Source organism: Arthrobacter sp. NPDC058097 (genome assembly GCF_042884885.1).
Lineage (GTDB): Bacteria > Actinomycetota > Actinomycetes > Actinomycetales > Micrococcaceae > Arthrobacter.
Genome location: NZ_JBHVSZ010000009.1, coordinates 203,573 through 228,947, shown reverse-complemented (window position 1 = coordinate 228,947; position 25,375 = coordinate 203,573). Strand labels below are relative to the sequence as shown.

19 protein-coding genes and 1 pseudogene are annotated in these 25,375 nt (G+C 61.4%); 8 read left to right on the top strand and 12 right to left on the bottom strand.

Annotated elements, in window-relative coordinates; all coding sequences use genetic code 11:
• The first annotated feature begins 253 nt into the window (after positions 1 to 253).
• Together ACFVTE_RS16905 and ACFVTE_RS16900 are read left to right on the top strand one after the other, a co-directional pair.
• Complete coding sequence (locus tag ACFVTE_RS16905; protein WP_387102268.1) at positions 254 to 736, top strand: hypothetical protein; 483 nt, start codon at positions 254 to 256, stop codon at positions 734 to 736.
• A gap of 349 nt (positions 737 to 1,085) precedes the next feature.
• Positions 1,086 to 1,706 carry a hypothetical protein gene (locus tag ACFVTE_RS16900; RefSeq protein ID WP_387102266.1) on the top strand — a complete coding sequence of 207 codons (621 nt, stop codon included), beginning with the start codon at positions 1,086 to 1,088 and terminating at the stop codon, positions 1,704 to 1,706.
• Between the two features lie 396 nt (positions 1,707 to 2,102).
• Here the strand turns inward: ACFVTE_RS16900 and ACFVTE_RS16895 are convergent, their stop codons facing one another.
• Both ACFVTE_RS16895 and ACFVTE_RS16890 read right to left on the bottom strand, forming a co-directional pair.
• The gene (locus ACFVTE_RS16895) at positions 2,103 to 2,384 is read right to left on the bottom strand and encodes a hypothetical protein (RefSeq protein ID WP_387102264.1); all 282 of its coding nucleotides are present in this window, start codon (positions 2,382 to 2,384) and stop codon (positions 2,103 to 2,105) included.
• A 486-nt stretch (positions 2,385 to 2,870) separates the two neighbouring features.
• On the bottom strand, positions 2,871 to 4,256 hold the full coding sequence (locus ACFVTE_RS16890) for a plasmid pRiA4b ORF-3 family protein (RefSeq protein WP_387102263.1): 1,386 nt from the start codon (positions 4,254 to 4,256) through the stop codon (positions 2,871 to 2,873).
• A gap of 125 nt (positions 4,257 to 4,381) precedes the next feature.
• Here ACFVTE_RS16890 and ACFVTE_RS16885 point away from each other — a divergent pair, with 125 nt between their 5' ends.
• Complete coding sequence (locus tag ACFVTE_RS16885; protein WP_387102261.1) at positions 4,382 to 5,620, top strand: ATP-binding protein; 1,239 nt, start codon at positions 4,382 to 4,384, stop codon at positions 5,618 to 5,620.
• 220 nt (positions 5,621 to 5,840) lie between these two features.
• Here the strand turns inward: ACFVTE_RS16885 and ACFVTE_RS16880 are convergent.
• The 6 genes and pseudogenes from ACFVTE_RS16880 to ACFVTE_RS16855 form a co-directional block, all read right to left on the bottom strand.
• Positions 5,841 to 7,151: pseudogene (locus ACFVTE_RS16880) on the bottom strand (ISL3 family transposase).
• 211 nt (positions 7,152 to 7,362) lie between these two features.
• The gene (locus tag ACFVTE_RS16875) at positions 7,363 to 8,382 is read right to left on the bottom strand and encodes an alpha/beta hydrolase (protein ID WP_387102260.1); all 1,020 of its coding nucleotides are present in this window, start codon (positions 8,380 to 8,382) and stop codon (positions 7,363 to 7,365) included.
• 342 nt (positions 8,383 to 8,724) lie between these two features.
• The gene (locus ACFVTE_RS16870) at positions 8,725 to 10,248 is read right to left on the bottom strand and encodes an NAD-dependent succinate-semialdehyde dehydrogenase (RefSeq protein ID WP_387102258.1); all 1,524 of its coding nucleotides are present in this window, start codon (positions 10,246 to 10,248) and stop codon (positions 8,725 to 8,727) included.
• 151 nt (positions 10,249 to 10,399) lie between these two features.
• Positions 10,400 to 11,449 carry a hypothetical protein gene (locus ACFVTE_RS16865; RefSeq protein WP_387102256.1) on the bottom strand — a complete coding sequence of 350 codons (1,050 nt, stop codon included), beginning with the start codon at positions 11,447 to 11,449 and terminating at the stop codon, positions 10,400 to 10,402.
• 68 nt (positions 11,450 to 11,517) lie between these two features.
• The gene (locus tag ACFVTE_RS16860; protein WP_387102254.1) at positions 11,518 to 12,696 is read right to left on the bottom strand and encodes an iron-containing alcohol dehydrogenase family protein; all 1,179 of its coding nucleotides are present in this window, start codon (positions 12,694 to 12,696) and stop codon (positions 11,518 to 11,520) included.
• Positions 12,697 to 12,899: 203 nt separating this feature from the next.
• A complete protein-coding gene (locus ACFVTE_RS16855; RefSeq protein ID WP_387102252.1) occupies positions 12,900 to 14,192 on the bottom strand; it encodes an alpha/beta fold hydrolase in 1,293 nt (430 codons plus the stop codon).
• A 274-nt stretch (positions 14,193 to 14,466) separates the two neighbouring features.
• On the opposite strand from ACFVTE_RS16855, the gene ACFVTE_RS16850 reads away from it, so the two are divergent.
• Both ACFVTE_RS16850 and ACFVTE_RS16845 read left to right on the top strand, forming a co-directional pair.
• On the top strand, positions 14,467 to 15,072 hold the full coding sequence (locus ACFVTE_RS16850) for a TetR/AcrR family transcriptional regulator (protein WP_387102250.1): 606 nt from the start codon (positions 14,467 to 14,469) through the stop codon (positions 15,070 to 15,072).
• 342 nt (positions 15,073 to 15,414) lie between these two features.
• Entirely contained in the window at positions 15,415 to 16,935 is a 1,521-nt protein-coding gene (locus ACFVTE_RS16845; protein WP_387102248.1) for an MFS transporter, read from the top strand.
• A gap of 588 nt (positions 16,936 to 17,523) precedes the next feature.
• Here the strand turns inward: ACFVTE_RS16845 and ACFVTE_RS16840 are convergent.
• The gene (locus ACFVTE_RS16840) at positions 17,524 to 17,832 is read right to left on the bottom strand and encodes a hypothetical protein (protein ID WP_387102246.1); all 309 of its coding nucleotides are present in this window, start codon (positions 17,830 to 17,832) and stop codon (positions 17,524 to 17,526) included.
• Positions 17,833 to 18,022: 190 nt separating this feature from the next.
• On the opposite strand from ACFVTE_RS16840, the gene ACFVTE_RS16835 reads away from it, so the two are divergent.
• The 3 genes from ACFVTE_RS16835 (at position 18,023) to ACFVTE_RS16825 (ending at position 21,633) form a co-directional block, all read left to right on the top strand.
• Entirely contained in the window at positions 18,023 to 18,745 is a 723-nt protein-coding gene (locus tag ACFVTE_RS16835) for a GntR family transcriptional regulator (protein ID WP_387102244.1), read from the top strand.
• Between the two features lie 102 nt (positions 18,746 to 18,847).
• A complete protein-coding gene (locus tag ACFVTE_RS16830) occupies positions 18,848 to 20,269 on the top strand; it encodes a cation:dicarboxylate symporter family transporter (RefSeq protein WP_387102242.1) in 1,422 nt (473 codons plus the stop codon).
• 11 nt (positions 20,270 to 20,280) lie between these two features.
• Positions 20,281 to 21,633 (top strand): adenylosuccinate lyase family protein, encoded by a 1,353-nt coding sequence (locus ACFVTE_RS16825; protein WP_387102240.1) that lies wholly within the window; start codon positions 20,281 to 20,283, stop codon positions 21,631 to 21,633.
• 582 nt (positions 21,634 to 22,215) lie between these two features.
• On the opposite strand, the gene ACFVTE_RS16820 is transcribed toward ACFVTE_RS16825, so the two are convergent.
• Genes ACFVTE_RS16820 through ACFVTE_RS16810 form a run of 3 tightly spaced genes read right to left on the bottom strand, consistent with a single transcriptional unit; the run spans position 22,216 to position 25,356 of the window.
• A complete protein-coding gene (locus ACFVTE_RS16820; protein ID WP_387102238.1) occupies positions 22,216 to 23,589 on the bottom strand; it encodes a cellulase-like family protein in 1,374 nt (457 codons plus the stop codon).
• Positions 23,525 to 24,460, bottom strand: coding sequence for a carbohydrate ABC transporter permease (locus tag ACFVTE_RS16815; RefSeq protein ID WP_387102236.1), 936 nt, complete (start codon positions 24,458 to 24,460; stop codon positions 23,525 to 23,527). Before ACFVTE_RS16815 ends, ACFVTE_RS16820 begins: the two co-directional genes overlap by 65 nt.
• A complete protein-coding gene (locus tag ACFVTE_RS16810) occupies positions 24,460 to 25,356 on the bottom strand; it encodes a carbohydrate ABC transporter permease (RefSeq protein WP_387102234.1) in 897 nt (298 codons plus the stop codon). The genes ACFVTE_RS16815 and ACFVTE_RS16810 overlap by 1 nt, the downstream gene beginning before the upstream one ends.
• Positions 25,357 to 25,375 lie beyond the last annotated feature (19 nt).

The following is a 25,375-nucleotide window of genomic DNA, read 5'->3' as shown; positions in this document are numbered from 1 at the left end:
AACCGCAGCAGAAAAAATCAGGGGCTCTTTCGCAGCTTGGGCGCCGAATCCACCCCTTCATGCCCCTCCGCAGGCCCAACCTCAACCCAGTCAGTTTCCTTGGTCTACTCCAAAGCGGAAGTTGTAGGGGTCGGATCACAGCACCGAGACGGACAGTAGGATGCTCAGCATGAAAGCAAGACCGCGAGGCCGACGCGCGCCATCCCCGAGGGCAAGGTGGCTCCTGAGCCACCCCTTACCTGTTCGCCGTGCCTTGGCCGCCGCGATTATCGTTTCGCTGGTTGCAGTCGCTCTACTCGTCGCGGCCGCGGAGCGCGCCGATTTCGCACGCGCTGCGGAATTGGTCCGGACACAGGAACAGAAGGTCGGCGTCCTAGTTCAAATGGATTACCGCGGGCGATTTCGAACCGATTACATCATCGAAGTAGATGGACATGATCGGACGCTGTCCTACAGTGAATTCATCACGAATGAGACTCTAGGAGCTGCTGTCCCGGTCGTCGTCGACCCGGAGAACGAGTCACGCGTGATCGCTGTAGGCTCGCCCGGGGACTGGGAGGAAAAGCCATTCGGTGTTGGGATTACCCTAGCCGTTGTAATACTCGCTCTGGTCATTGGTGGCTTAGCCGGTTCGCGGATCATCCCAGAAGATTTCGCGGCCATCTCTGGCCGCACCTCTGGAACGCCCAGAAAAAGGCGAATTCCCCACGGCAAAGCTGATGCTCCGAAAGACTGAGGATCGGTCGTCGCTGGATGGCGATACCAACTGTTAGGCCGTCAATTAGCATTCCGGGTATTCGTCGCGCAAGGCTGCGATTTGAGAGGCTTCCCTGACTCGCCGTATGCCAAATCAGCCGGACACCTGCCGAAGACCGAACCTCGGCTGGGACAGTGGGAGAGGTCTAGTCCATGTTGAGCCGCCACGTTCCTCATCTGAAGAGATTCTTAGCTGGGCAGCCGTCCTATTCCGGGCGACGTTTCATTGCGTTGACAACCAGCTGAGCCGGCTTGATACTGCGTTGTAAGCGCTGAATTTTGGCGGGAGCCGATCCATTTTGCAAGGCTGCAAAGGAGGTCTCGTCGACATGCGGAAATCTTCTCCGCTCCTGATAGCGGCGCTCGTCGGTTTGTCGCTGACCGGATGCTCTGACCCGTACCCAGCGAACACATCCGCACAGGGACAACTGACCCAGGCAACCTCGGCGGAGGCATCAGGCATCCGGCTCTATACAGAGCCGTCCTTCAAGGGACAAGCCAGCTCGGAACTGAACGTCATCAATGACAAGATCCGCGACTACATCGCGGTGTATCCGGAGGTCTTTTCGGGAGGCTACTTTTCTTCCGATTCCTCGCGCCTCATGGTGGGCGTTGCGCAGCCTGATCATCCGGCGGCATCAGACTATGAGGAGCTGGCAAACAAGCTGGACCCCGGACGGCAACGCGTGCTCACAAAACCCGCGAAATGGTCCTGGTCTGCCCTCGACAAGGTGAAGGACATCCTCGCAGCAGAGTACCTCGTGCAGACCAAAGGCCTAATCCAGTCCGTCGGGCTCAACGTTGCTCTGGACACGGTTGTAGTCACAGTGCGGAGCGAAGGCTTCCCCCTGGAAAGCAACCCGGCTGTCCTCCAAATTGCTAAGCAGTACGGAGAGATGGTCATGTTCCGGAAGTCGACCGGCGAGGTAACCTTCAGCCCCGGTAGCTGACGACGGTCGTCAGCGTCGAGGCGGACGGCCTCGAATGGCGTCTCGGCCGACATCCGTCGGTGGCGCCTAACAAGATGTAGAGGGGTCATCAGCCGAACGCTCGGCGGACATTAATCCACCCATCGTCGAGTTGTTCTGTTTTCACGCGAGGAACTTTAGGATGGCCGCATGACGCCTCGAGGGCTTGGAATCTTTCTACTCTGTGTGGGGGCAGTGAACGCCCTCCTAGGCACAATCTTGGCTTTTGGGTCCGAATCGAACAACATCTGGGCATACGTGATCGTCGTTAGCGGCATTGTCGTAATGATGTGCGGCTACTTCATCGGAAAACGCAAAAGCTGGAGCTAGTGCCCACTCGATGACAAGGCCGGTAGGAGGTCTTTGTCCGTCACCTCGTTACTCATAGGGGATAGTTATGAATCCCTCGGTCCATTGGTCGGCACCCAGCGTAAAAGTGTCAATCATGAAGCAGTCAGGTTTATCTTTGAAGCATGGCTGCTGCCGTGCTCTTTCGATACGGCCTTCGGCTTCCGCCTTTGTAGCGTAAATCCCCAGGATCTTCGGGTCGTCGCCCGATTGTTCATCCCAGGTCAGTTCGCCGTCCTCGCCAAATTGTTCCGTTGGCGATCCGTCTAAGAATTTCGCATGACGGACGTGCCAAACCATGAATACGTCCATGGTGAAAGCATCTCATCGACGTGCAACGGCTCCGTCCCGGAAGAGGCCAGTCCGCGTATCGTCCCGTAAGCCGGTCCATCATTGGGATCTGCCAGTACCCGCAAGAGTGCTGTGAGGGGTGCCGAGCTGTTCGCTCCGTATAGCCAGTCCGAATAGATGCGCCGCAGAGCCCGCCCCAACTACTACATCGGACGTCTCGTATCCCTTGCCATACGAGACGTCTCACCTAGCTGGTAACCGCGTCACCTTGCTGGACGAATATCCTGCTGATGATCGCAAGCCGGACGGCCGCGGGCCGTTCTCGTTACTATGTCGCACAACCTTCTTTATGACTCGGTGTCTACATCGTTAGTTATGCGACGGGTCGGAGCTTCCGGCCGGCGGGCGCGATGACCTCCAGATGGATCTCTTCGGTCGGACAGTCGACGCGCTGCCTGAACGGAAGAATGGCCTCGTCAGCTACGGTCTCCAGTTGGTGGTTCAGGTTCATGAGTGAAGGGCAGCCCGGGCGAAGGCTTTTCCGTGCGGTGTGGTGCTGTCTGGTTCCAGTCCTCCGTGGTCATTGAAGATGCCTAGGTTCTGGAGTACTTCCAGGGGCTCGGCGAGGAGCGCATGGAGGGTTCTCGTGTCGAGGTCTGCTCCCTCTGGGCTTCTCCATCCGAGTGCGCTGAGGCCGAAGGCTACTGCGTCAAGGTAGTCGTCCCAGGCCGCTCGTTTTCCTGCGGCGATCTCGAGGAGGAGCAGCAGGACTGCATCTCGCCCGGAGTCATGCCGGTGGCGGTGCGCCAGGCTTCTGGCGATGAACATCCAGAGACCGACGGGATCATCGACCAGCCGCTTGCCGGCAGACGTGAGGAGGAGCCTGCCTTTGATTTTGCGGATGAGCCCCAAGCGTTGGGCGCTTTCGCGCAGTTGAAGTACGGGTAGGGTCTGCTCCTCGCGGTTGGCCTTGCCGATCCAGTTCTTAGCCCAGCCGATCTCGGTCATTGCCTCCTGGACCACGGCTGGTGGCAGCCACCCGGCTGGAGTGAGCGACAGTCCGTTCTGCCCGATGCGGCCGGCAAGCCAGAGGTAGGGGGCTGTCATTGCTCCGGCCACATCATCTTCCACCGACCCGGGCGCGTCGAGGCCGACGGAGTCCAGATAGGAACGGAACTCCCGGCGCAGCCCCGGCGGCATCCGGTGAATGAGTTCCTGGATCAATGACTCGGTCTCCGGACCCGGACCCTGTGCGGGAGCTTCGAACAGCCGTGCCAGTTCATTGCTCAATGCATCGATGTCCAGGTGTTCGGGATCAAAGGCCTGCCATGGCCCGACCGTCCACGCAACCCACTCCTTTAGCTCGTCGTGATCCTCGTGGGCGGGGTCAGCGAGGGCGTCGAGCATATCGTAGTAGCCGCCGATCCCACCGGAATCCTCCAACGGCGCCCGCCGCGCCCCGTCCAGCAGCCGCGCCCTCGGGACGTCGGCTGGCATGGGGATGCTGTCGATAAGCTCGAGGCGGTGCAGCCACGAGTCTCCGAAGTCATATTCGTAGAACAGGGGGCCAGACTCGGAGGTGAGGACCTTGCCCAAGGCCCAGGCGGTCTCTGGCAGGTCACCTTCGTTGTCTTCCAGGAGGTCTTCGGACACCCAGCGCCGGGGTTCACGCACGTGGCCATTCACGGCACGCAGGCGAACATAGGGGTCGGTGTCGGTGAACGAGTGAAGATGAGCGTCTCGCCAGCCCAGGGCCGTCTGAAGGACGTCATGGATCCTGTCCAGCGTCAGGGACGAATCGACTTCAAGGACCCGCCAGATCTCCGGCTCGCTGCCCACGATCGACACTCTTACCCTCAGCAGCCTCGACCCGTTCTCCGCGTGTTCCGTCACAGCACCATCCTGCCAGTCCCGGCCCAAGGAGACGGTCATCGGGTTCCGGATACCGGCCCCGTGCCATGCGTTCCTCCTGGGCGGTTGGCTGTATCAGGCAGCGAAGTGCCTGCCGAATACTAGCAATGTCTACCGACATCTACTGTTTTGCTAGACTTGCCTATATTTTAGTAAAAATTCGTAGAGATGAGGCGGGCGTGGACCCTGTACTGAATCCCTATTCCCCCGGAGCGGGCCGCAAACCTGCAGCACTCGTCGGCCGCGACCAGCCCCGGAGGGATTGGCAGATTGCAATCAACCGGGTCGAAGCAGGCAGAACGGCCCAACCGGTCGTCCTCTACGGGTTGAGGGGAGTGGGTAAAACCGTTCTTCTTTCGGACTTCCGCCGGTCCGCGGCCGAACGGGACTGGATGGTCGCCCAAGTCGAAGCCGGCACCGGCAAGTCACTGCGCGAAGCGTTGGGGGAAGCCCTCCACGCGCCTCTTGCCGATCTGGCGCGCCCCTCCGCCGGCCGGCGCCTCCTGAAGGCCCTGAAGACGGCAGTCAGCTTCAAAGCATCCTATGACCAAGCCGGCACATGGAACTTCGGCTTGGACCTCTCGGGCGCATCAGGTGGTGGAGCGGATACCGGCGTCCTCGAAACCGATCTGCGCAAACTCATCCACGACCTGGCCCTGGCAGCAGAGGAGGAGAACGTTGGCCTGGCAATCCTGATCGACGAAGCCCAAGACCTCGATCAGTCCGAGCTGGTGGCTCTCTGCGCGATCGCCCATGCAGCCGCACAAGATGACTGGCGGGTACTTTTTGCGTTTGCGGGCCTGCCGAGTCTGCCCAGGGTTCTCGCCGAAGCGAAGTCCTATGCAGAACGGTTCAACTACGAAAAGATCGAGGAGCTCCGAGGATCCGTTGCCTCCGAGGCGCTGACGAAACCGGCGAGCGAGGACGGAGTCGAGTGGGAGGACTCCGCCGTAGCACTGATCGTCGCTGAAAGCGCCGGCTACCCCTACTTCCTGCAGCAATTCGGGCAGGACACCTGGAACGCCGCCCACGGCCTGAAAATCACATACAACGATGCCCGCGTCGGAGCAGCAAACGGCAGGGCAGCCCTGGACAGCGGGTTCTTCAGGGCCCGCTGGGACCGGGCCACCAGAGCCGAGCAAAACTACCTCCGAGCCATGGCCGAGGACGGCGACAAGGGAAGCTCATCAGGCGAAATCGCAGCCCGCCTGGGACGCGGGCCAGCAAGTTTCGGCCCAATCCGAGCGAATCTGATCGCAAAAGGGCTGGTCTACGCGCCGGAACACGGCGTCATCGCCTTCACCGTCCCAGGAATGGCGGCATTCATCAAACGCCAGCCCAAGTGAAACAGACACCCAGGCCCCGACGTTCACCGGCATCCGCACGACAACGTCAGGTTAAGCTCTAGAGCCCGATAGCCCCTGTCAGAAAAGAAGGAAACCGACCCTATTCTGACGGCATTTGGGCCGGTCTCCTGACGTCAGGTTGGGGTGTGGGCCAGGTGGACAGCCCGTCGTCGAGGAAGGGGGACCATGTAACGTCAACGGGTAGCTGAGCTTAAAGGGCTCATCGCATTTGAGGGTGTAATCGCGGTCTGAATCCGCCGGTCTCTAGGAGTGACCGGGCGATGTAGTTGGCAAGGTTGCGGAAGCCGAGGGCGGAGCCGCGGAGGTGTTCGAGCCGGCCATTGAGTGCTTCTGTGGGACCATTGCTGGTTCCGGGCCGGTCGAAGTACGCGAGCACGTCTCCTGCCCGGCGTTTCATTGTCCGGCCGAGCGTGATGACCTCGGTGAGCGCTGCGGGAACGCCGGTGCTGATTGCGCCGATCAGTGCTTGCATGTGCTGTTTGCCTCGGGTGCCGTTGGGTTCGCGGTAGGCGGCGATGATGCGCTGGTAGATCCCCCAGGTCGCTTCGAGTTCGGCGTGGTCGTCCGCGGCGAACAGGGTTTCCAGCCTGTCCTTCTGGTTGTCGGTGAGCAGATCGTGCCCGGTGTGCAGGGTCCGCCGGGCGGCGTAGAGCGGGTCCCCGGACCGTCCGCGGTGCCCAATGGTCTGCTGCTGAACGCGTTGACGGCACCTGTCCAGGGCATCGCCGGCAAGCCGGACGACGTGGAAAGGGTCCATGACGTCGACCGCGTCCGGGAGCTCTTCGGCGGCTGCGGTCTTGAACCCGGTGAACCCATCCATCGCCACGACTTCGATCCCGTCCCGCCAGGCCTTCGGCCGCTCGGCGAGCCAGGCTTTGAAGACCTGTTTCGAGCGGCCCTCGACCATGTCCAGCAACCGTGCCGGGCCGGTCCTGTCGCGGACCGGGGTGAGGTCGGTGATCACGGTGACGTACTTGTCCCCGCGCCGGGTGTGCCGCCAGACGTGTTCATCAACGCCGATCACGGCCACCCCGTTAAACCGGGCCGGGTCCTCGATCAACACCCGCTTGCCTTCGGCAAGGATCGCGCTGTTCGCGGTATGCCAAGACACGCCCAGGCCTTCGGCGACGCGGGCGACGGTGAGGTGCTGGCACACAATGCCCTCCAGCGCCCAGCGCAGCCCGCGGCGGGAGATCTTCGCCCGGGCTGCGCTGCTTTGGAGATGTCCTGTCGCCACACCCGACCGCACCCGGTGCACTTGTAGCGGCAGACCCTCACCAGCAGCGTGGTCGGCCGCCATCCCAGCGGTTCGTGCGCGAGCGGACGTGTGACGGTGCCGGGGGCGACGCCTTGGCCGCCGCACGAACGGCACCAGTCATCCGGATCAACGGCACGGCATTCCAACACCGCACGGCCAGGAGGCGAGACGCTGCCCGGCAGCTTCGAGCCCATGCTCATCGAGCCGGCAGAACGTAGTCAGGTCAGGAGGCAGGAAGGTAGCGTGGGACACGTCGAGGTCTTCCGGATGGGCAGTGTAGGAACTTCCATCATCGGAAGACCTCGACCTCTATCCGGCCACCGACGCACCAACTCCCGCTGCACCCTCAAATGCGATGAGCCGCTTAAAGTCTACGAGTCCCCGGTTGTATTTTTCTGGCCTAACCGTCTTTTGATTTCGAAATGCCTTGACTGGCCTCGATGGAATGACTAAAAGGAAACTCTCACTTCGCTGTGACCGAAGCGCGTTGGCGTAGGAGCCGGCGGAGCCACCTCACACGCGTCTGGAGCGTCTCCTTGCTGACGTCGATCTGCGGCGCGAACAGTGCGTAGCCGTGGAATCCTCCCTGCCATACGTGCAGCTCCGCTTCGCCGCCTGCTGCCCAAATGCGGCGCGCGTACTCGATGTCCTCTTCACGGAACGTTTCCGCCGATCCCACGTCAATAAAGGCGGGAGGAAGTTGTGACAAGTCAGATGCGCGGGCAGCCGCGGCATAAGGGGAAACCCCGGGTTTCCCATGGTCGTCTCCGAGCACGAAGCTCCAGGCAGTGTTGTTGCTGACGCGATCCCACATGCCGATACCAGTCATCTGGATGGCAGAGGCTGAGTTATTCCGGTCATCGAGCATGGGACAGATCAGCACCTGCCCCAGGATTGTCGGGCCTCCACGATCGCGCGCCATCAGGGCGATGGACGCGGCGAGTCCACCACCCCCACTTGCGCCGGCGATGATAATTCGATCGGAATCGATGCCCAGAGCGGTAGCATTTTCGGCAGTCCAAACAAGGCCGGAGTAGCAGTCATTCACACCGGCGGGGTACGGATGCTCCGGCGCGAGGCGATACTCAACGGAAACGACAACGAGCTCCAGCTCCTCGGCCCAGTCGAGCATTTCTTGGATTCCGTCCCGATTGGTGCCGAGAATCATTCCGCCGCCGTGAACGAAGTACACCGCAGGAAGCGGACCTGCGGCGGAGGCCGGTCGGCATATGAGGACAGAGAGTTCAGGGGATTGGTCGGTTGCGGCGATCGTAAGGTTCTGCACGCTGAATCTCCCTTCACGCTCAAGGTCTTTGTTGGTGGGGCCCGGGATAGCGTGTGCGCGCATCGCGTGAAACACCTCAGGCGTTATCGAGGCGGGGGCTAGCTCTCCAAGTGGGGCCAGGACTTTGGCCAGTTCAACGTCGAATGGCACAGGCGGTGCTATCTGTTCTGGTCCAGGGATGTTCGCTTCTTTGTTCATGATGCTTGTTTCTATGGATCGAGGGTGGTTGTGGGGTCCTAAAGAGCTGTTCTTGGGCTAATTACTAACCCAGCGACTCATCCAGCAGGACCTCCGGTGGGTGGAAAGCCCTGGCAGCCGCAGTTGGGCCTTCCGTCTGACAGATTTCCGAAGTCGGCGGCAGAATAAGCGGGCTGCCATGGGTCACGACATTTTCCTATCCATTTGGAGGCGGGTCGTCATGACAAAACGGGCATTCGGCATCTGATCGATAATTCGCATGAGCGGAAGTCGGGTCAGCTGTGGGAAGTTCCCTGAGTAAGTTTCCTCCCAGACTGGGAATTACTCCGCTCGCAGGTACGTCTAGCTGGCATAGGGGTCTGCGATGCCGATGTATTGGATGGTGGTGTATTCGGCGATGCCTTCGGTGCCGCCCTCGCGTCCGAGCCCGGACTGCTTGACGCCGCCAAAGGGTGCTGCGGCGTTGGAGATGACGCCGGCGTTGAAGCCGACCATGCCGAATTCGATCTGTTCGGCGACGCGGAGGAGGCGGTTGAAGTTGCGGCTGTAGAGGTAGGACGCCAAGCCGTACTCGGAAGAGTTGGCCAGCCGGATGGCCTGCTCTTCGTTGGTGAAGGTGGTGACGGGTGCGACGGGCCCGAAAATCTCCTGGCCCAGGATCGCTGCGGTGTTGGGGACGTTGGCGAGCACGGTGGGCTGGTAGAAGTATCCGGCTCCTTCGACGGGTGCACCGCCTGTCACTGCGACCGCGCCGGCGTCGACGGCGGCGCTCACTAAAGCGTGGACGTCGTCGCGGGCGCCGGCGTCGATCAGGGGGCCTACCTGGGTTTCGGGTTCGGTGCCGCGGCCGGTGGTGAGGGCGCCCATGGCCGCGGCGAACTTGCGGGTGAACTCCTGGGCGACGGATTCGTGGACCAGGAACCGGTTGGCGGCGGTGCAGGCCTCGCCCATGTTCCGCATCTTGGCGGCCATGGCACCTTCGACGGCGGCATCGAGGTCGGCGTCCTCGAACACGATAAACGGTGCGTTCCCGCCGAGCTCCATCGAGGTACGCAGCACGTTCTGAGCCGCGTCGGCCATCAGCCGTTTGCCCACGGGGGTGGATCCGGTGAAGGAGACCTTGCGCAGGCGGGAGTCCCTTAATAACGGCCCGGAGATTTCTGCAGCATTTTGTGTCGAAACGACGTTCAGGACACCCGCCGGCAGCCCCGCCTCCATCATGGTTTGGGCGAACAGTTGTGCCGTCAGGGGTGTGAGGTTCGCGGGTTTAAGCACCGCGGTGCACCCCGCCGCGATGGCGGGGGCGACCTTGCGGGTAGCCATCGCGAGAGGAAAGTTCCACGGCGTGATCAGCAGGCACGGGCCCACCGGTTTGTGCTGGACCAGGATCTTGTTCTTGCCCTCCGGGGCGGTGAGGTACCGACCGTAGTCACGCACGGTTTCCTCGGAGAACCACCGCAGGAACTCAGCACCGTAGGTGACCTCGCCGCGGGCCTCGGCCAGGGGCTTGCCCATTTCCAGGGTCATCAGCAGCGCGAAATCCTCGGCCCGTTCGGTGACCAGATCAAAGGCACGGCGCAGGATCTCCGCCCGCACCCGCGGCGCAGTCCGTCCCCAGGACGCCTGGGCAGCGTCGGCCGCATCCAGCGCAGCGATGGCGTCCTCGCTCGTTGCCGAGGCGAGGGTGGCGAGCACCTCCCCGGTGGCGGGATCATGCACATCGAACGTACCGCCGTCAGACGCCTCCACCCACTCACCATTGATCAGCAGGCCGGTGGGTATTGAGGAGACCAACGCTGCTTCGCGCTGGGGTGATACTGGCTGTGACGTGGGCGTAGACGGAGGGAGTGCTGATATGACTGTCATCGGAAAATCCTCCAAGTGGTCAGTGAACTGGTGGAGCTATAACGTCCACGTTGTGATCCGGTGAGACGGCCCGTCGCACCGAGCTAAGGTTTGGTAGGGCGAGCACCGACAGAGATGTTGGTTGTCGGCGGTACGGCCGGCGGGTGCAGCCTTACAGGCTGGCGGCGATGGCTTGTTCGATGTACGAGACCTCCATGATGTGTTCGGAGGTCTTCCAGAAGTGGTCGAGCAGACCGGGTTCATGAGGGGACAGAAATGGGGAGGGAGCCCAGTAGCCTTCTGGAAACTGCCGATCGATGAACCACTCGCCCATTTTGGTAACCCATGGCAGTTGGTTGGTTTCAGGCGCCGCGACGTGCATGGCTGCGGCGCCCCATCCGAATTTGCAGATCTGGCTGCTGGGGCGGTCGTAGAACTGTTCGCTGGTGCCGACTTTGTTTAGTGCGAGGTAGTCGTTTCCGAGAGCAAGGGCTTCGCGGTTGCCGGTCTGCTGTGCATGTCCGGCTAGAAAGGCGCCTGCGATGCCCGGGTGGTAATAGAGCTGTCGTGGCTTGCGGAAGTCTACGACCCTCATGAGCTTCTCCGTGTCGCTGAAGGAGGTGACCACGGATCCGTTTGCCATGGAGGTGTAAAGCTTGTTGGGCAGGTCCGGTTGTCCGCTCCAGCTTGCCTGCAGCCAGCGATAGACGCCCTCGGATACTTGGGTGCGTCCGGTGACCAGGGCACTGACGCCGAGTTGGCAGGTCTTGAGGGTGTCCTGGATGGGGTTGGCTGCGAAGTCCTGGTTTTCGTAAGCGCCGCCGGTGTTCTGGTCGGTCCAGTGTTCGAGCCGGTCCATGACAGCGTTGGCCGTGCTGTAACGGCCGAGGAGCCAGGAGGCAATTGCTAAGGGGGAAAGATGGTAGACGGGTGTGCCGGGGCCGTCTCCGCCGAAGGGGCCGGGCCTGAGGTCTGCTTCGTCTGTCAGAGCTTCGCGTTCGATCCACCCAAGCATCGCCGCAGCCACGTCGGGGGCTCCGCCAACGACCAGTGCCCAGGGTGCTCGCCACCAGGCGTTGCCCAGTTCGGCTCCCTCTGGCCGGCCATCGTCGCCTATACGATCTGTCAGCCAGGTGAGTGCTTTCTTTCGGGTGCTACGAAGCTCCTGCCGGAGGCTGTTCAGTTGATCTTTAGTGATGGTTGCATCATCGATGATGCTCATTCGTACTCCCTTCGAGAGTTAGTTTCTGTATCTGGGGGCTGCCGGAGGATTGGCGAGCCCTCGGGGCTTCAAACTCCCGTCAGAGCCAGGTCGCCCTGCCATGCTGCTCGGAGGATCTGCATTAGCAGTTCCACGTCGACGGGACGGGGGTTGCCTCCCAGCCCGGGCTCGTGCTGAATAATGTGGTCCGCGACCTGTTGAAGATCCTCATGGTTGACACCAAGTTCCGACAGGGTTGAGGGCTGGCTGATGAGGATTTGGAGGGCGCGGACATGGTCGGCAAGGGTACCGCCAATTTCCACGTCGTAGCGCTTCATTTCCTTGCCCATGACGGATGCAAGCTCCGCCTGGACCTCCCGCGAATAGGGTTCGTTGGCGGCAAGGACGTACGGAAGCATGACGGCATTCGCTGCGCCATGTGAAAGGCCCAGCAAACCGCCGAGTGCGTGGCAAATTGCGTGGTGTACCCCCGCTCCACCTTGCACGTAGGCAAGGATCCCGAGGACCGCGGCATCGGCGAGTCCGGTGAGCACCTGTGAGGTGGTGTCACCTGCTGCGCGTGCAGGAAGGTAGCGTGCGAAGTTTGTTGCGGAAGCCGATGCAAGGGCGCGCACGTATGGGGTGGATCCTTTGGAATAAGAGGTTTCGAGGCTGTGCGCGAGTCCATTCATCCCGGTGCTGAGAAGGATATCGGCTGGTACGTCGCGGAACGCTCGGGGATCGTAGATGGCTAGGCTGTGGGCCAGGCCCGGGGCCACGAAGAAGCCCTTGTGTGTGCCGCTCGTGTAGGCCCCACCCGGCACGAACTCAGCACCAGCGAGTGTGGTGGGAACGCTTAGAATCGGGAGGAGACCCGGGAGCGGAGCTGTGCCTGGAACCATGGCAGACAGATCGAAACCGAGCTTTCCCTTGGCTAACAACAAGGCAGCCGCCTTAGCTGCGTCGCCGACGCTTGCCCCTCCGACGGCGACGATGACATCGGGCGCCGTATCATGCAACCGCTCGGCGATCGTCGCGATGTCTGCTTCTGGTAGGTGGGGCCGGACGTTGGTGAAACTTCCGAGCACGTCTACGCCTTTGAGAGCATTCTTGACCAAGGCCATCCCTTGTCCAACCCCGGCTGATGGGCTGGAGAGCAGGAAGATGCGTTTGAAATTCCTTGCTGTCAGTTCTCCGGGTAGCTCGTCCAGTGCACCCTCGCCGACGATGACCGAGGTCGCCCCGGTCGCATGCCGCCAAATCGCCATCTTGATAACTCCTATCGTTTCCATAAGTTGAGAACGCCATCTCCGGTCCGGCCCCTGGCTGTAACGTCCGCCATTTGCAGGACGCTTTTTTTAGCTGGCAGCTTTCCGTCTGGGGCGCTTGGTATCCCGGCTCGTTCTATGCTGCAGCGTTACTGAAAGACGGCTTTGGAGGGTTCTTTCGGGTTGGGCGTTTGCCGGTATTTTCAGGCAGGTGCCGTCGCCGCTGAGTTCGCCTCCGATTGGGCGACAACATCGGCAAGGATGGGTTTGATTGCAGCATGGAAGCGGACGGGGTCATCCGACATAGCGAAGTGGCTAAGACCTTTAAGCTCTTGATACTTCGCCCCGGGGATGTTCTTTGCAATCTCTGGTGAGCCGCCGGGCGCATGTGCAGCGGGGTCGAATTCCCCCGCAACGGCGTACAAAGGGGTGTTAGCCGTATTGATGAGATGCCCGTCAACACGCAGATCATGCCCGTGAGCGTAGTATTCGTTGTCGCCCTTGTAGACTGCGGGTCCGTTTGAGGCGTAGATCCAGGCCGACTCTCGCCGTAACTGTTCGGCTGCGAGAGGCGATGTCGCCTCGTACATCAGACCTGCCCAGTACTCCGACGAAATCTGCGGGTGATGGAAGGGTTCGTTAGAGAAACCGGCCATGGCGTCGGGGTGATACCAGCCGTTGATTGATACCGCACCCCGGAAGTGCTCGGGGTAGTGAGCGAGAATGTCAGGTGCAAGCTGTCCTCCGACAGACACACCCATGAAAAGGGGGCGGTCCAGGCCAAGAGCCTGCTTGAATCCTACGATGCGCTTGAGCAGGTCCTCCTTGGATGGTGCGTATTCTGCTTCCCACCACGGGGTCCCACCCAGTGGTGGAAGTGACTTGCCGTGGTACGGCAGATCGTAGGCGATCATGCGGTAGGTCTTCTGCAGTTCGGGATCAGCAAGGAAGTGCCGCCATTGCCGGTTGTCTGCTCCTGCCGTGTGCTGGAGCAGAAGGGGAATGCCTTCGCCAGCTTCCTCGTAGTAGACGCGGTATCGTATGCCGTCGACGTCATAGTAGACGTAACGACCTACGGCTACATCAGTGTCCTGGAACGGGTCTTGGCTTATGTGCGCATTTTCCGGAAGGTAGCCATGGACCCGGGCCAGGATCTTGAGGAACCGGCGGATTGCCGCTCCATATGGGGCGAGGTGCTGCACGAGGTCGCCCTCCAGGCTGAAGCCTCCTTCGCCTGTCATGAACGCAAACTGCAGCGTCGGGTCACCGTGGAGCAGACGCTCCCAGCCTTCTTCGGGGCCGCTCAGCGTAACGTGCGCGGTGTCGTCAGTGGCCGGGCCGAAAGAGGCAACCTGGCCCTTGATGAGGACGAGATCGTCCTTGCGTGCTCCCCGGTTTATCCGAACCATGGCAGTCCAGTTTCGGCTCGCGAGGCGAAATTCGCGGTCTTCACTAAGTGCTTTCACCACATCATCGTGGGCGAAATCGACGGACATCAGTCCTACTTTCCCTGGAGCAGCTTGTTAACTGTTGCTCCATGTTTAGGCAGTGGAATCTTATTCAAGACGGTGGAATCATTCATGTAAACGATCGGTTGGCAAACGATCGGTTACCAAATTCTGAAGCACCGCACAGCTCCTGTCAAGAGGAATGGTCGCGGAGGCGGATGGGCCCTGAGTGGGCGGGCTATCCTGATGTGACCCGGCAGGTCGGGGTGCATCGGGATCATGGGTGAGGGATGTCTTGGGCAGTGAGAGAGAAAGGGACGCGGTGAGCACGACGGGCCGAAGTGAGCGATCCATCCGACTTCAAAATCCAGAAAACCGGGAGCGCATCCTTTGGGCAGGACTCAAAGAATTTGCCGCTGTCGGCTATGAGGGCGCGAATATCAGCGCTATCGCCAAGCAGTCGGGTTTGAACAAGCAGCTCATTTATCACTACTTTGGCAGCAAACGTGGCCTGTATGACGCCGTGCTAGAAACCATGCTCAAGAGGACCCTCTCGGCCCCGGACGCCGGGATTGAGGAGATCCTGGAGGCAACTCCAGAGTTTGAGTACGCCCAAGAATGGGTCCGGATGCTGGGCTGGGAGGGCCTGCAGTACGGCGGGGGTGACATTCCGTTCGCGCGAGAACGCGGTGAAGGCTTTAGCGTTTTGCAGCGCGATATCGAGCGCCTCCAAAAGGACGGCAGGCTCGATGTCAGGATTGATCCCCGATACGCGACACTGCTCGTTTCGCTTGCCTTGATCGCCCCCCAAATCCTTCCGCAACTTAGTCTGGTCCTCACGGGAGAGGATGGCAGCAGCCCCGAATTCCGCAGGCAAATGGTGCGACTTCTGGAGTTACTCCTCGGGCTGGATCCAAAGGCCAGGTAGCTTCCCCGCGCAGGGGTCAGCGCCGCCCGAGGCTGGGACCGTCCCGGCAAGCCGGATCGGACTCTTGACGTGATCTATGCCATAGTGCCACTATGGCAACCTATCGGTTGGCAAATCATCGGTTGGATGCTCTGGAAGGCGGCCGAAGAGGGCACGTTTCTCTCGGTCTAGCATTTCAGCATCGTCCGCATTTCTCGCTGGGTTGACTTTTGCTGCTTCCCTCCGCGAGGCCACTTAGGAACACTGACCCGTGTCACACGGCTTCTTTCATGCCGCTGGACAGGGGTGGGATCACCGGTCAGCCACACAGCGGCCCCATAAGCGCAAGGAGGCGCAACGACGATGACGTCGGAACCACAAACAAACCACAACAGCTTGGCGGCACCCGGGAGAACAGCCCAGGTTGAACTCCCTTACTCCGAGCAGAATCAAGCGCATGCATTTCGTGACGGAGGGTGGAGCCCCAGGCTCATCTCTGTAGTCGCCCTACTGGTGTTCACTGCCGAGCTGGGCTTCCTGGCTTTCGCCTACCCCCTTATCGCCTTGCCCCAAATCGGGGAAGCATTCCAGACGACACAACTGGCATGGCTTCAGACGGCGTACTCGCTCACTGCCGCCGTCACCGCCGCGATTATCGGCAAGCTGGCGGACCGCTTCGGACACCGCACCGTCCTGCTTGCTGTCATGACCACAGTAGTTATCGGTCTCCTCGTCAGCGCGGCAGCGCCCAACTTCGGCATTCTCATCGGCGGCCGTGTCCTGCAAGGCACCGCGTTGTCCATACCCTTTTTGACCCCTGCGATCATCAGGGACGTCTTCCCTACTAGAACAGTCCCTTTCGCTGTCTCCATCGCCGCCAGTGGTTCCGGAATCTTGTCCGTCATCGCCACGGTGCTGGTCGTACCTGTCATAACCAACTTCGGCTTCCGCGCCACTTTTTGGGTGCCGGCCATCGTTGCCGCCGTTCTTATTGTCGTCGTGCGTCTGTTCGTCCCCGAATCCAAGGAGCGCACGGGACACGGCCAGATAGACTTTCTTGGCGCGGCGCTGCTTGGAGCAGGACTGGCGGGTGTCTTGCTGGGTGTCAGCCTCGGCCCGACATGGGGCTGGGGCTCCCTCCTGACGGTGGCCTCCATTGGTCTCGGGACGCTGCTCCTGGCCGTGTGGGTCGTGCAGGCACTGCGGGTCAAAGACCCGCTCATCAACCTCCGCGAGGTTGCCACCTTCCCACTGCTCGTTGCCTTGCTGATCGCGGGCATCGGCATTGGCCTGTCCACGTGGTTCTACGTTCTTATGCCCATCGTTTCTCTTGCGCCAGGCGGGGACTTGGGTTGGGGGCTAGGTCTAACCCCAGACGGCGAAGGCATGATCGCTACCCTCTTCTCGCTGGGAACTTTTGTCTCCGGTTTCGTCATAGGGCGCGCATTGAGCAAGGTCCCGGTTCCCGTCGTTGGAGCTGTCGCCATGATCTTATTGGCGGTGACCTTCGGGGTGTCGTTGCTGGGTCTCCAAAACCCGATCCTTTTCGGCGTGGCAGCATTCCTGGCCGGAGGCCTTACAGCCGCTTCATATGCAGCCGCCTATAATATGGTCATTCTCGTCGTTGAACCGGAGAGGCAGGCGACAGTGTCCGCGGTGGTCTCGCTCGCCGGCTTCCTGATGAGTGCGATTCTTCCTGTTGCATTCTTTACGGTTATGGCTTCGACCGCGTCAGTGGGACCCGAGGGGGCGATGGTCTATTCGGTCAGCAGCATGAATTCGGCGACTCTTATACCCGTCGTAGTAGCCCTTGTGGCCGCCGGTTTCACCTTGGCCTTGGCAGTAAAGCGACGGGGTGCTCTCCAAGCAGGCACGCGGTCCTAAAGCAGCCCACCGGTGCGGCGATCTTAGGTCGCCGCACCGGATTGATAGAACCGCCGCCATCCGGCACCCTTTTACTGCCACAGCCCGGAACCATGCTCCAATCCAGCCATGCTGGGGTTCAATCTGGTTATCCACGGATTGGAGTTGGGAGCCGCCGGGGAGCTACCTGGAAGCGGTATCGGTGGGTAACCTAAGAAAGCTTTTCCCGAGTTGCGGCGGCAGCACATGCCTTCACTGCGGCGCGGAGAACATGGCCGCGTGGTGGACGCGATCGTGGGCAAGGCCTGTTGTCTGTCACGGACAGGTGCGCACACCTCCCTCGAGAGCAGATTCCTTGCCGTGACCGGCATAGCGGTAAGGCGCAAATTTCGTATGGTTGTCGTCGGTGGGTCAACGCCAGGCTCGCCCTTGCACTCATGGTGCGTGGGTGCGCCCGCCTTAGGGTGTACGGGTTACCGGGTGCGGGCGGAAATATCCTGTTTGGTCATGGCGCCGGCGCTGCCGAGGTAGCCGGCGGGGTCGCAGAACTGCCCGATACTGCCTGCTCCGAGGTGCTGGCCGAGTTCGGGGTATGCAAGGAGCTCTGATTCAAGTGTGGTGTGGGTTTCGATGGCGGTTTTGCAGGGCGTCGTAGATGACGTAGTGGGCTTCCTGGCGCCCCAGAACCGGGGCAACGCCCATCATGACGGCTTCGGCCACGATCAGTCCGCCGGTGATGGCGGTGTTCTCGCGCATCTGCTCGACGTTCACCTCGAGACCGGAGAGCATGAATTCTGCCCGGGCGAGGGAGCTGGAGAGCAGCAGGAACGACTCGGGGATGGTTGCCCATTCCAGATGCCAGGGGCCGGAGGCGCGTTCGAAGTCCTGCACCATGGCACCGAGCATGGCACCGAGCATGGCTGGTCTCCTGGAACCGCTTTTATCGGCCTTAGTGAGGGTATCGAAGATGAACCTTTGGACTTCTTCGAAGTGCCCCAAGGTACTGTTTCAATGGCTTTGTGCCAACCTCGGCGTAATGGGGGTGCACGACATTCAGCCTGTCTAGACTTGTTCAAGGAATTGTTGAACTTGGAAGGGATGGGTTGCCGTGGCTGCCAGGTACGTAACGATCGCTGAGGATCTACAGGCCCGGATCGCCAAAGGGCAGTGGGAGGTGGGCGCCTTCCTTGCATCGGAGCCGGAACTTGCATCCGAATATAGTGTGTCCCGGGAAACGCTCCGCGCGGCACTCCGTCAACTCGAGGATTCCGGGCTGATTGCCAGGCGCAAGGGCCAGGGTACCCGGGTGGTCAGGCTCCAGCCGGTGCAGGAATTCCACACAAAGCTCTCCTCTATCGAGGAATTGGCGCAGTATGGACGGACTGCTGAGCGCACCATCCTTTCGATCGAAGAGGTGGCCGTTGATAGCCACTTAGCTGATGAGCTGGGGGTGCACGAAGGTACGAGGCGGACGGTTATCACATCCACCCGACGGGATCCGTCAGACGGTGGCCCGCCGGCCTCCTGGGCAAAGGTCTACATTTCTCCCGCGGATGCACCCCTCATTCTGGAGGAACTCAAGGACAGTGACCGGCTCGTCGCCGACCTGGTTGCCGAACACACTGGCCGCCAAGTCACCCGTGTCCTGCAGCAGATCAAGGCGACCGCACTGGATGAGGAAGCCGCCAGGGCGTTGGGCGAAATACCGGGCTCGGTGGCCCTTCGGCTGTCGAGGTGCTATATGGATGCCGCCGGCGGGATTCTTGCCGTCGCGATCAGCACGCACCCTGCTGCCCGCTTCGTCTATGAATCAGTTCTCGAGCGCGGCTGAGCAGCCCTTTGGGCGGCTGCTGCAAAACCGGTCTTGACATAACCCCATGACATGCCTCACATTTGTCTAGACAGAAAGTGTGTCTAGACAAGTGAGGCGTCAATGAAGTCGCAAGAACAGCTCCTGGAAGCAGCAGCTCCCCGACCAAAGAAAGCCTGGTACCGAAGCCTGGGTACGCAGGTCATGATTGCCATGGCCCTGGGAATCGTGGTGGGCTTCGCGTTCCCGCAGTTCTCGGCCCAGCTCAAGATCGTCGGGGACCTGTTCCTGGCACTGATCAAGGCGGGCATCGCGCCATTGGTCTTCCTGACTGTGGTGTTGGGCATTCTCTCTGCCGGAAACCTCAAGCAGGCCAGCCGGATCGGGTTCTCCGCCCTCATCTACTTCGAGGTGGTGTCCACGCTCGCCCTTGGCCTGGGACTGCTCGCCGCGAACCTGCTGCATGTCGGTGAGGGCGCCGGCGCCCTCACCGCGAACAGCGGCAAGCCTCCGGCCACCGACGGCGACCACTCCTTCGCCGGCTTCCTCACCGGCATTTTCCCGGACAACTTCTTTGGCGCGTTCACGTCCGGCCAGCTGCTGCAGGTGGTCATCCTTGCCGTCATCTTCGGAGCGGGCCTGCTTACCCTCAAACCTGCCGTTCTCGGCAAGATCCAGGGCGGCCTGGACACCGTCTCCGAGGCGTTCTTCGGCTTCATCAACGTAATCATGAAGCTCGCCCCAATCGGAGCGTTCGGAGCCATCGCCTACTCGGTCGGCACCAACGGCAGCGCCATGCTGCTGGCCCTGGCCCAGCTCGTGCTCGAATACTGGGCCGTCGTCGCGCTGTTCATCACCGTCATCCTCGGCCTGGTCTGCCTGCTAGCCGGGTTCAACGTCTTCCGGATCCTGCGCTTCGTCAAGGTCGAGATGTCCCTCGTGCTCGGCACGGCCTCCTCCGAATCGGCGCTGCCCGGGCTGCTGAAGAAACTCACCGCCATGGGCTGCTCCAAGCAGAGCGTGGGGCTGGTGGTCCCCACCGGCTACGCCTTCAACCTGGACGGCACGTCCCTGTACATGTCCATCTGCACCATCTTCCTGGCCAACGCATTTGGCGTTCACATGGGACTGGGCGAACAGCTGGGCCTGATGGCCATCATGCTGCTGACGTCCAAGGGCGCAGCCACCGTCTCCGGCGGCACCTACGTCGTCTTCGCGTCGACCGTCGCAGCCACCGGCTACTTGCCGCTGGAAGGCGTCGCGATCCTCTTCGGCGTCTACCGGTTCATGTCCATCGCCACCGCCTTCTGCAACACCTTCGGCAACGTCGTGGCCACCATAGTCGTCTCCAAGATGACCAAGGAAATGGACGTCCCCAAGGTCCGGCGCGCACTGGCCGACCCCGCTGGCTTCCTCACCGAAATGGAACGCCGGGAAGCCAAGGAAGCCGCATCCCCCACCGTGCCCGGCACCGGGGCTGACACCCCCGCATTTGCCGCCGGCAACCACGAATCCGCCAGCCTCTCGACCGCCGCCACGAAGTAAAGGATCCACCCATGAGCTCCACCGTTTACGACTCCCTGCTGTTCCGCGACATGTTCGGCACCGCCCGCATGCGCGAAGTGTTCAGCGACGACGCGTACGTCAGCCGCATTATCGACACAGAAACGGCCCTCGCCCGCGCCGAAGCCCGCGTTGGCCTCATCCCGGGAGACGCCGCGGCCCGCATCACGCAGACCGCCAACTTCGCCGGGCTCGACCAGGAGCGGCTCCGCCGCGAAACAGAGATCGTCGGCTACCCCATCCTGCCGATCGTGCAGCAGCTCTCCGAGCAGTGCGGCGACGACGGCGGCTACATCCACTGGGGCGCCACCACCCAGGACATCATGGACACGGCCACGATGCTCCAGTGCAAGGAAGGCGTCGCCCTCCTCACCGAACAGCTCAACGGCGTCCGGGCTGCCTTGGCGCGGCTCGCCGAAACCCACGTGAACACCCTCGCCGCCGGCCGCACCCACCTGCAGCACGCCCTGCCGGTGACCTTCGGCTACCGCTGCGCCGTCTGGCTTTCCTCTCTGGACCGGCAGGCCGACCGGCTCGCCCAGGCAGCCGAGCGCGACCTCATGGTCCAGTTCGGCGGCGCGGCTGGCACGCTCGCCTCCCTCGGCGAAGGACCCGAAGGCCTGGAAACACGCGCCGCCCTGGCAGCGGAGCTCGGACTGACGGACCCCGACATCACCTGGCATGTTGCCCGGGACGGCCTGGCCGAACTGGTGTCCCTGCTGGCCAACATCGGCGGCTCCCTCGGCAAGATCGCCCTGGACGTCATGCTGATGTGCTCCTCCGAGTACGGTGAAACGGCCGAGCCGTTCGTCATGGGCCGCGGCGCCAGCTCCACCATGCCGCAGAAGCGCAATCCGATTTCCTGCGAACTGATGCTCGCGGCGGCCAAAATGCTCAGGGACAAGTCCTCCACGATGCTCGACGCCATGGTGCAGGACTTCGAACGCGCCACGGGCCCCTGGCACCTGGAATGGGCCACCATTCCGGAATCTTTCCTGCTGCTGTCCAGCTCGCTCGCCCAGGCAGAATTCATGCTCTCCGGCCTCGAGGTGGATGTCGACCGGATGCGTGAGAACACCGCCATCACCGGCGGGCTGATCGTTGCCGAAGCCGTCATGATGGCCGTCGCCCCGGTACTCGGCCGGCAGGAAGCCCACCACGTCATCTACGACGCCTGCAAAGCCGCCATCGAAACGCGCACCACGCTGGAATCTGAACTCCTCAAGCACCCGGAGCTGGTCCAGCATCTCGGGGCAGACCGCATCGCCCAACTCTGCGACCCTGCAGGCTACCTCGGCAGCGCAGGCGCCATGACCAAACAGGTCATCTCCTCCCGCACCCGATAGCCCGTACCTACGGGAGGCCAACCACCGGTGCAGACCAAAGCACCGGTGGGATTGGGCATTTAACAAGGAGCAACGGCTGGCCCCGGTCTCAGAACCCCCGTCCAAATGCCGTGCTTTCAAGACAGTCGGCACGACCAGACCCGAATCCCTGGTGAGCAGGGGAGATTGTGTTACCACCTGCCGTTCGCGCAGAAGATCATCTACTTCTACTGGTCCCGTTCAAAGGTCGGTAATGGAGATTCCGTCAAGCAATCGGCCGGTCCGATTGGGGGGTACCCTCAATCAGACCATGCACCGACCTACTTCGCGGGCCCGGGGAAATTGTTTAGTTGGCTGCGTTCGAATTCAACCAGGACTGCAGGCTCGTAAACATCGCAAGCCGTTATCCGGGTTAAAGCCGCTGGCATCAAGCGGAGCCGGTTTTATCCGGCCCCGCTCCTCCACGACGCTGGGAGTGAGTGCCGGGGAGGTCATTAGCACCTTCATCCCGGCGGAGGTCACCGGCTTCCGTTGGGAGAGCCGCGCTGATGACCAGGCCAAGTACGTTCCCTCAAGCCGCCGATAGTATGCCTTCCACCTGCTTTAACTGCGATGTCCAGCGAAAGATTCGTTGAGCGCTTTCTGAAAAGCGGTGTTCGCCCAGCCGGGGTGCTGGGGGGCCGAATTCGAACCAGGCAAGGTTCCCCAATAGCCCAACTCGGCACACCGTGTGACGGCGTAGCGGGCGAAGTCCTGGCCGATAGGCCCGTCCTCGAAATCCGCCTGCAGGGGTGTGTAACCGATCCACCCTTCGCCGATGACGGCCGGGACGTCGTGGTGGTGGGCCCAGTTCGCTGTCGCACGTAGTCGGGCATCGACTGCCTGCTTCATCTCCAGTTCATGGCGGCCGTAGTTACGGTATAGCCACGTGTCCCAGGCCACGGGGTCCACCCAGTCGTAGGCGTAGAACATGCTTGGGCTAATTCCGGTGGCTTCCAGCCGCCAGGGCGCGACTTGGGCTCCCCAGGTGGCAAAGTTGGGCGCGTCAGGGCGGAGAAGGCTGCGCAGCTCCGCGCTGGGAAACGCGGGTGGCGCGGCCCGGACTTGTGCCCAACGCTCGAGTTCATGGAGTACCCCATAAACATAGATGTGCTGATGGGCGACCTGGGCATTGTCCGGAACTGAGTTCATGTCCAGGTAGGGCGGAATTCCGTAGCAAACAGTGGAGAGGAGGTCCGGCTGTAGCCGTTGCAGGTTGTCGAGGGCCGCTTCGAGGTACGGCCGTTGGCCCCAGTAAGTGTTCTCGCCGTCGGTTACGACCTGGCCGAGGCGGGAGAGATCGACCTCATTGTGTAGCTCGAGATAGGCGATTCTGTCGGCCAGTCCGGCCTCGCCCAGAAAATCGGACAGGCGGCCCAACGCTTCAGCGAGTGCCATGTGCCGGAGGTTTGGCGAAATCGCACTAAGCATGTCGTGCCAGGCCGATGTCTCCAGGAAGGCCGGGCTCTGTTGGTATTCCCAGGATGAAACGATGACGTAGCAGTCGTTCCTGCGGGCTGCCTCGAACAAGTTCATAAGGTGCGCCCGACCGTTGATGGTCTGCCCGCCAGCCGCGTCGTACCACCGCGTCCGTTGGCCCGTTTCGCCGCCCATGTTGGTGAGTTGGAGCGCGGTGGATTCAATCTGGTGGTCACCGAATAGCAGCAAAGGGGCGGCGCAGATCCGGACTGTGTTGTAGCCGCGGGCGACGGCTTGACGGAATGCCTCGTCCAGATCGTGGAACGGTTCGCCGGGAGCGGTCTGGGTGTACCAGCTGAAATCCCAAAGAGTGATGGTTAGCTTGGCGGGTAAATGGAGGGGGTTTTCATGAAGTCCTTCATAATCTTTGGGGGAATGGCGGGCGTGCTCGATCTCAGCCTTTGACGCTGCCTTCGACGAGGCCGGCGCGCCAGAACCGCTGCAGGCTGACGATGGCAATGACAATGGGGACGATCGAGATGAACGAACCTCCGATAGTCAGCTGGTACATCTCGGGCACTCTGTCGGCGACGCTGCGCCACTGCGAGAGCCCAAGAATGATGGGGTACAAATCCCGGTCGGAGAGCATGATCAGCGGCAGGAAGAAATTGTTCCAGCTTCCAACGAATTGGAACAGGAAAATCGTCACGGCGACCGGAGCCATGAGCCGCAGTCCCAAGGTGAAGAAGGTCCGGAATTCGCCGGCGCCATCGAGCCGGGCCGCCTCCAGGAGAGTGTCGGGTATCGCGGCTTTGGCGTAAATTCGGCCGAGGTACACCCCGAAGGGACTGACCAGAGAGGGCAACAGGACCGACCAGTATGTGTTCACCAGGCCGAATTGGGTCATCAGCAGGAACAGCGGCAGAGCCAGCGCGGTCCCCGGGATCATCACTCCGGCAAGGATCACGTCGAAGATCCGTTCGCGGCCGCGGAATTGGAACTTCGCCAAACAATACCCTGCCATGAGCGAGAACAGCGTGGCGAAGACGGCGCTGACCGCTGAATAGATCACGCTGTTCAGAACCCAGCGCAGGTAGATGCCGTTGTCGAACGTCAGTACGTCGCTGATGTTCTGAAAGAGTTGTGGATCGCTGAACCATAGACCCGAGGAGGTGAAAAGTCCCGCCCTGTCCTTGGTCGCTGCCACGATGAGCCAATAGACCGGCAGCAGGAAGTAGATTGCGGCGGTCGCCATCACGGTGGTCGTGAGGATCCTTGCTGTCAGCGGCGCCTTGCCTGCTTTCCGGGTTTTCTTGGGAAGCGCTTTGGCAGTCCTTCGGGTGCTGGCTGTGGTCCCGTTCTCGGTGTTTTCCACAATGTCGGTGCTCATCACACGCTCCGTTCTTTGCGGGTGACGAATTTGAGGAAGCCGAAGGACAGGCCGGTGGCCGCCACGGCCAGGATCACGGCCTCAGCTGCTGCGAGGTTGTAGTTGTTCCGAGTAAACGCTTCGTTGTAAGCGGCCAGGTTGGGGGTGTACCCGGTGCCGATGCTCGGCGAAATGGGTTGCAGGATCATTGGTTCGGTAAACAGCTGGATGGTGCCGATGATGGTGAAAACGGTGGTGAGGATCAGGGCCGGACGGATCAACGGGAGTTTGATTTTCGTGACCATTTGCCACGCGTTCGCCCCGTCTATTTCTGCTGCTTCGAAGAGGTCCTGATCGATCGACTTAAGCTGGGCCACCAGGACCAGCATGTTGTAGCCGGCGTACTGCCACGTCACGATGTTGGCGATTGACCACAGTATGGAGCCGCCGCCCAGGAAATCGAGCCTGATCCCGAGAAGGTTTCCGACGTCGATGAGCGGGCTGAGCTGGGGGGTGTAGAGGAAGCCCCAGAGCATCGAAGCGATCACCCCCGGCACGCCATATGGCAGGAAGAAGGCGGTGCGGAAGAACTTCACCCAACGCGCCGAGGCAGCGTCGAGCAGCAGTGCCAGGACCGTGGCGAAGACGATCATGAGGGGCACCTGGACTGCGGCGAAGAGGAGTACCCTGCCGAAGCTGGCCGTGAATGTAGGGTCGCCTAACGCCTGGATGTAATTGTTCAGTCCGACGAATTCGGGAGATCCGGCCTTTCCGAACGCGCCTGAGCGCTTGATCCCCATCACGCTCTGGTAGAGGGCGAACAGGATCGGCACGATCAGGAACAGTGTCATGAGCAGCAGGAACGGGCTCAGGAACCCGACGACGGTCCAGCGCCGCCGGGTGGTGATAGAAGTCATCTCAGCATCCTTGAGTGAG

Excerpts from the sequence above, each read along its gene's own strand:
- ACFVTE_RS16900 (WP_387102266.1), top strand. The coding sequence starts at position 1,086 with ATGCGGAAATCTTCTCCGCTCCTGATAGCGGCGCTCGTCGGTTTGTCG.
- ACFVTE_RS16895 (WP_387102264.1), bottom strand. The coding sequence starts at position 2,384 with ATGGACGTATTCATGGTTTGGCACGTCCGTCATGCGAAATTCTTAGAC.
- ACFVTE_RS16885 (WP_387102261.1), top strand. The coding sequence starts at position 4,382 with ATGTCTACCGACATCTACTGTTTTGCTAGACTTGCCTATATTTTAGTA.
- ACFVTE_RS16875 (WP_387102260.1), bottom strand. The coding sequence starts at position 8,382 with ATGAACAAAGAAGCGAACATCCCTGGACCAGAACAGATAGCACCGCCT.
- ACFVTE_RS16870 (WP_387102258.1), bottom strand. The coding sequence starts at position 10,248 with ATGACAGTCATATCAGCACTCCCTCCGTCTACGCCCACGTCACAGCCA.
- ACFVTE_RS16865 (WP_387102256.1), bottom strand. The coding sequence starts at position 11,449 with ATGAGCATCATCGATGATGCAACCATCACTAAAGATCAACTGAACAGC.
- ACFVTE_RS16860 (WP_387102254.1), bottom strand. The coding sequence starts at position 12,696 with ATGGCGATTTGGCGGCATGCGACCGGGGCGACCTCGGTCATCGTCGGC.
- ACFVTE_RS16855 (WP_387102252.1), bottom strand. The coding sequence starts at position 14,192 with ATGTCCGTCGATTTCGCCCACGATGATGTGGTGAAAGCACTTAGTGAA.
- ACFVTE_RS16845 (WP_387102248.1), top strand. The coding sequence starts at position 15,415 with ATGACGTCGGAACCACAAACAAACCACAACAGCTTGGCGGCACCCGGG.
- ACFVTE_RS16840 (WP_387102246.1), bottom strand. The coding sequence starts at position 17,832 with ATGCTCGGTGCCATGCTCGGTGCCATGGTGCAGGACTTCGAACGCGCC.
- ACFVTE_RS16830 (WP_387102242.1), top strand. The coding sequence starts at position 18,848 with ATGAAGTCGCAAGAACAGCTCCTGGAAGCAGCAGCTCCCCGACCAAAG.
- ACFVTE_RS16825 (WP_387102240.1), top strand. The coding sequence starts at position 20,281 with ATGAGCTCCACCGTTTACGACTCCCTGCTGTTCCGCGACATGTTCGGC.
- ACFVTE_RS16815 (WP_387102236.1), bottom strand. The coding sequence starts at position 24,460 with ATGAGCACCGACATTGTGGAAAACACCGAGAACGGGACCACAGCCAGC.
- ACFVTE_RS16810 (WP_387102234.1), bottom strand. The coding sequence starts at position 25,356 with ATGACTTCTATCACCACCCGGCGGCGCTGGACCGTCGTCGGGTTCCTG.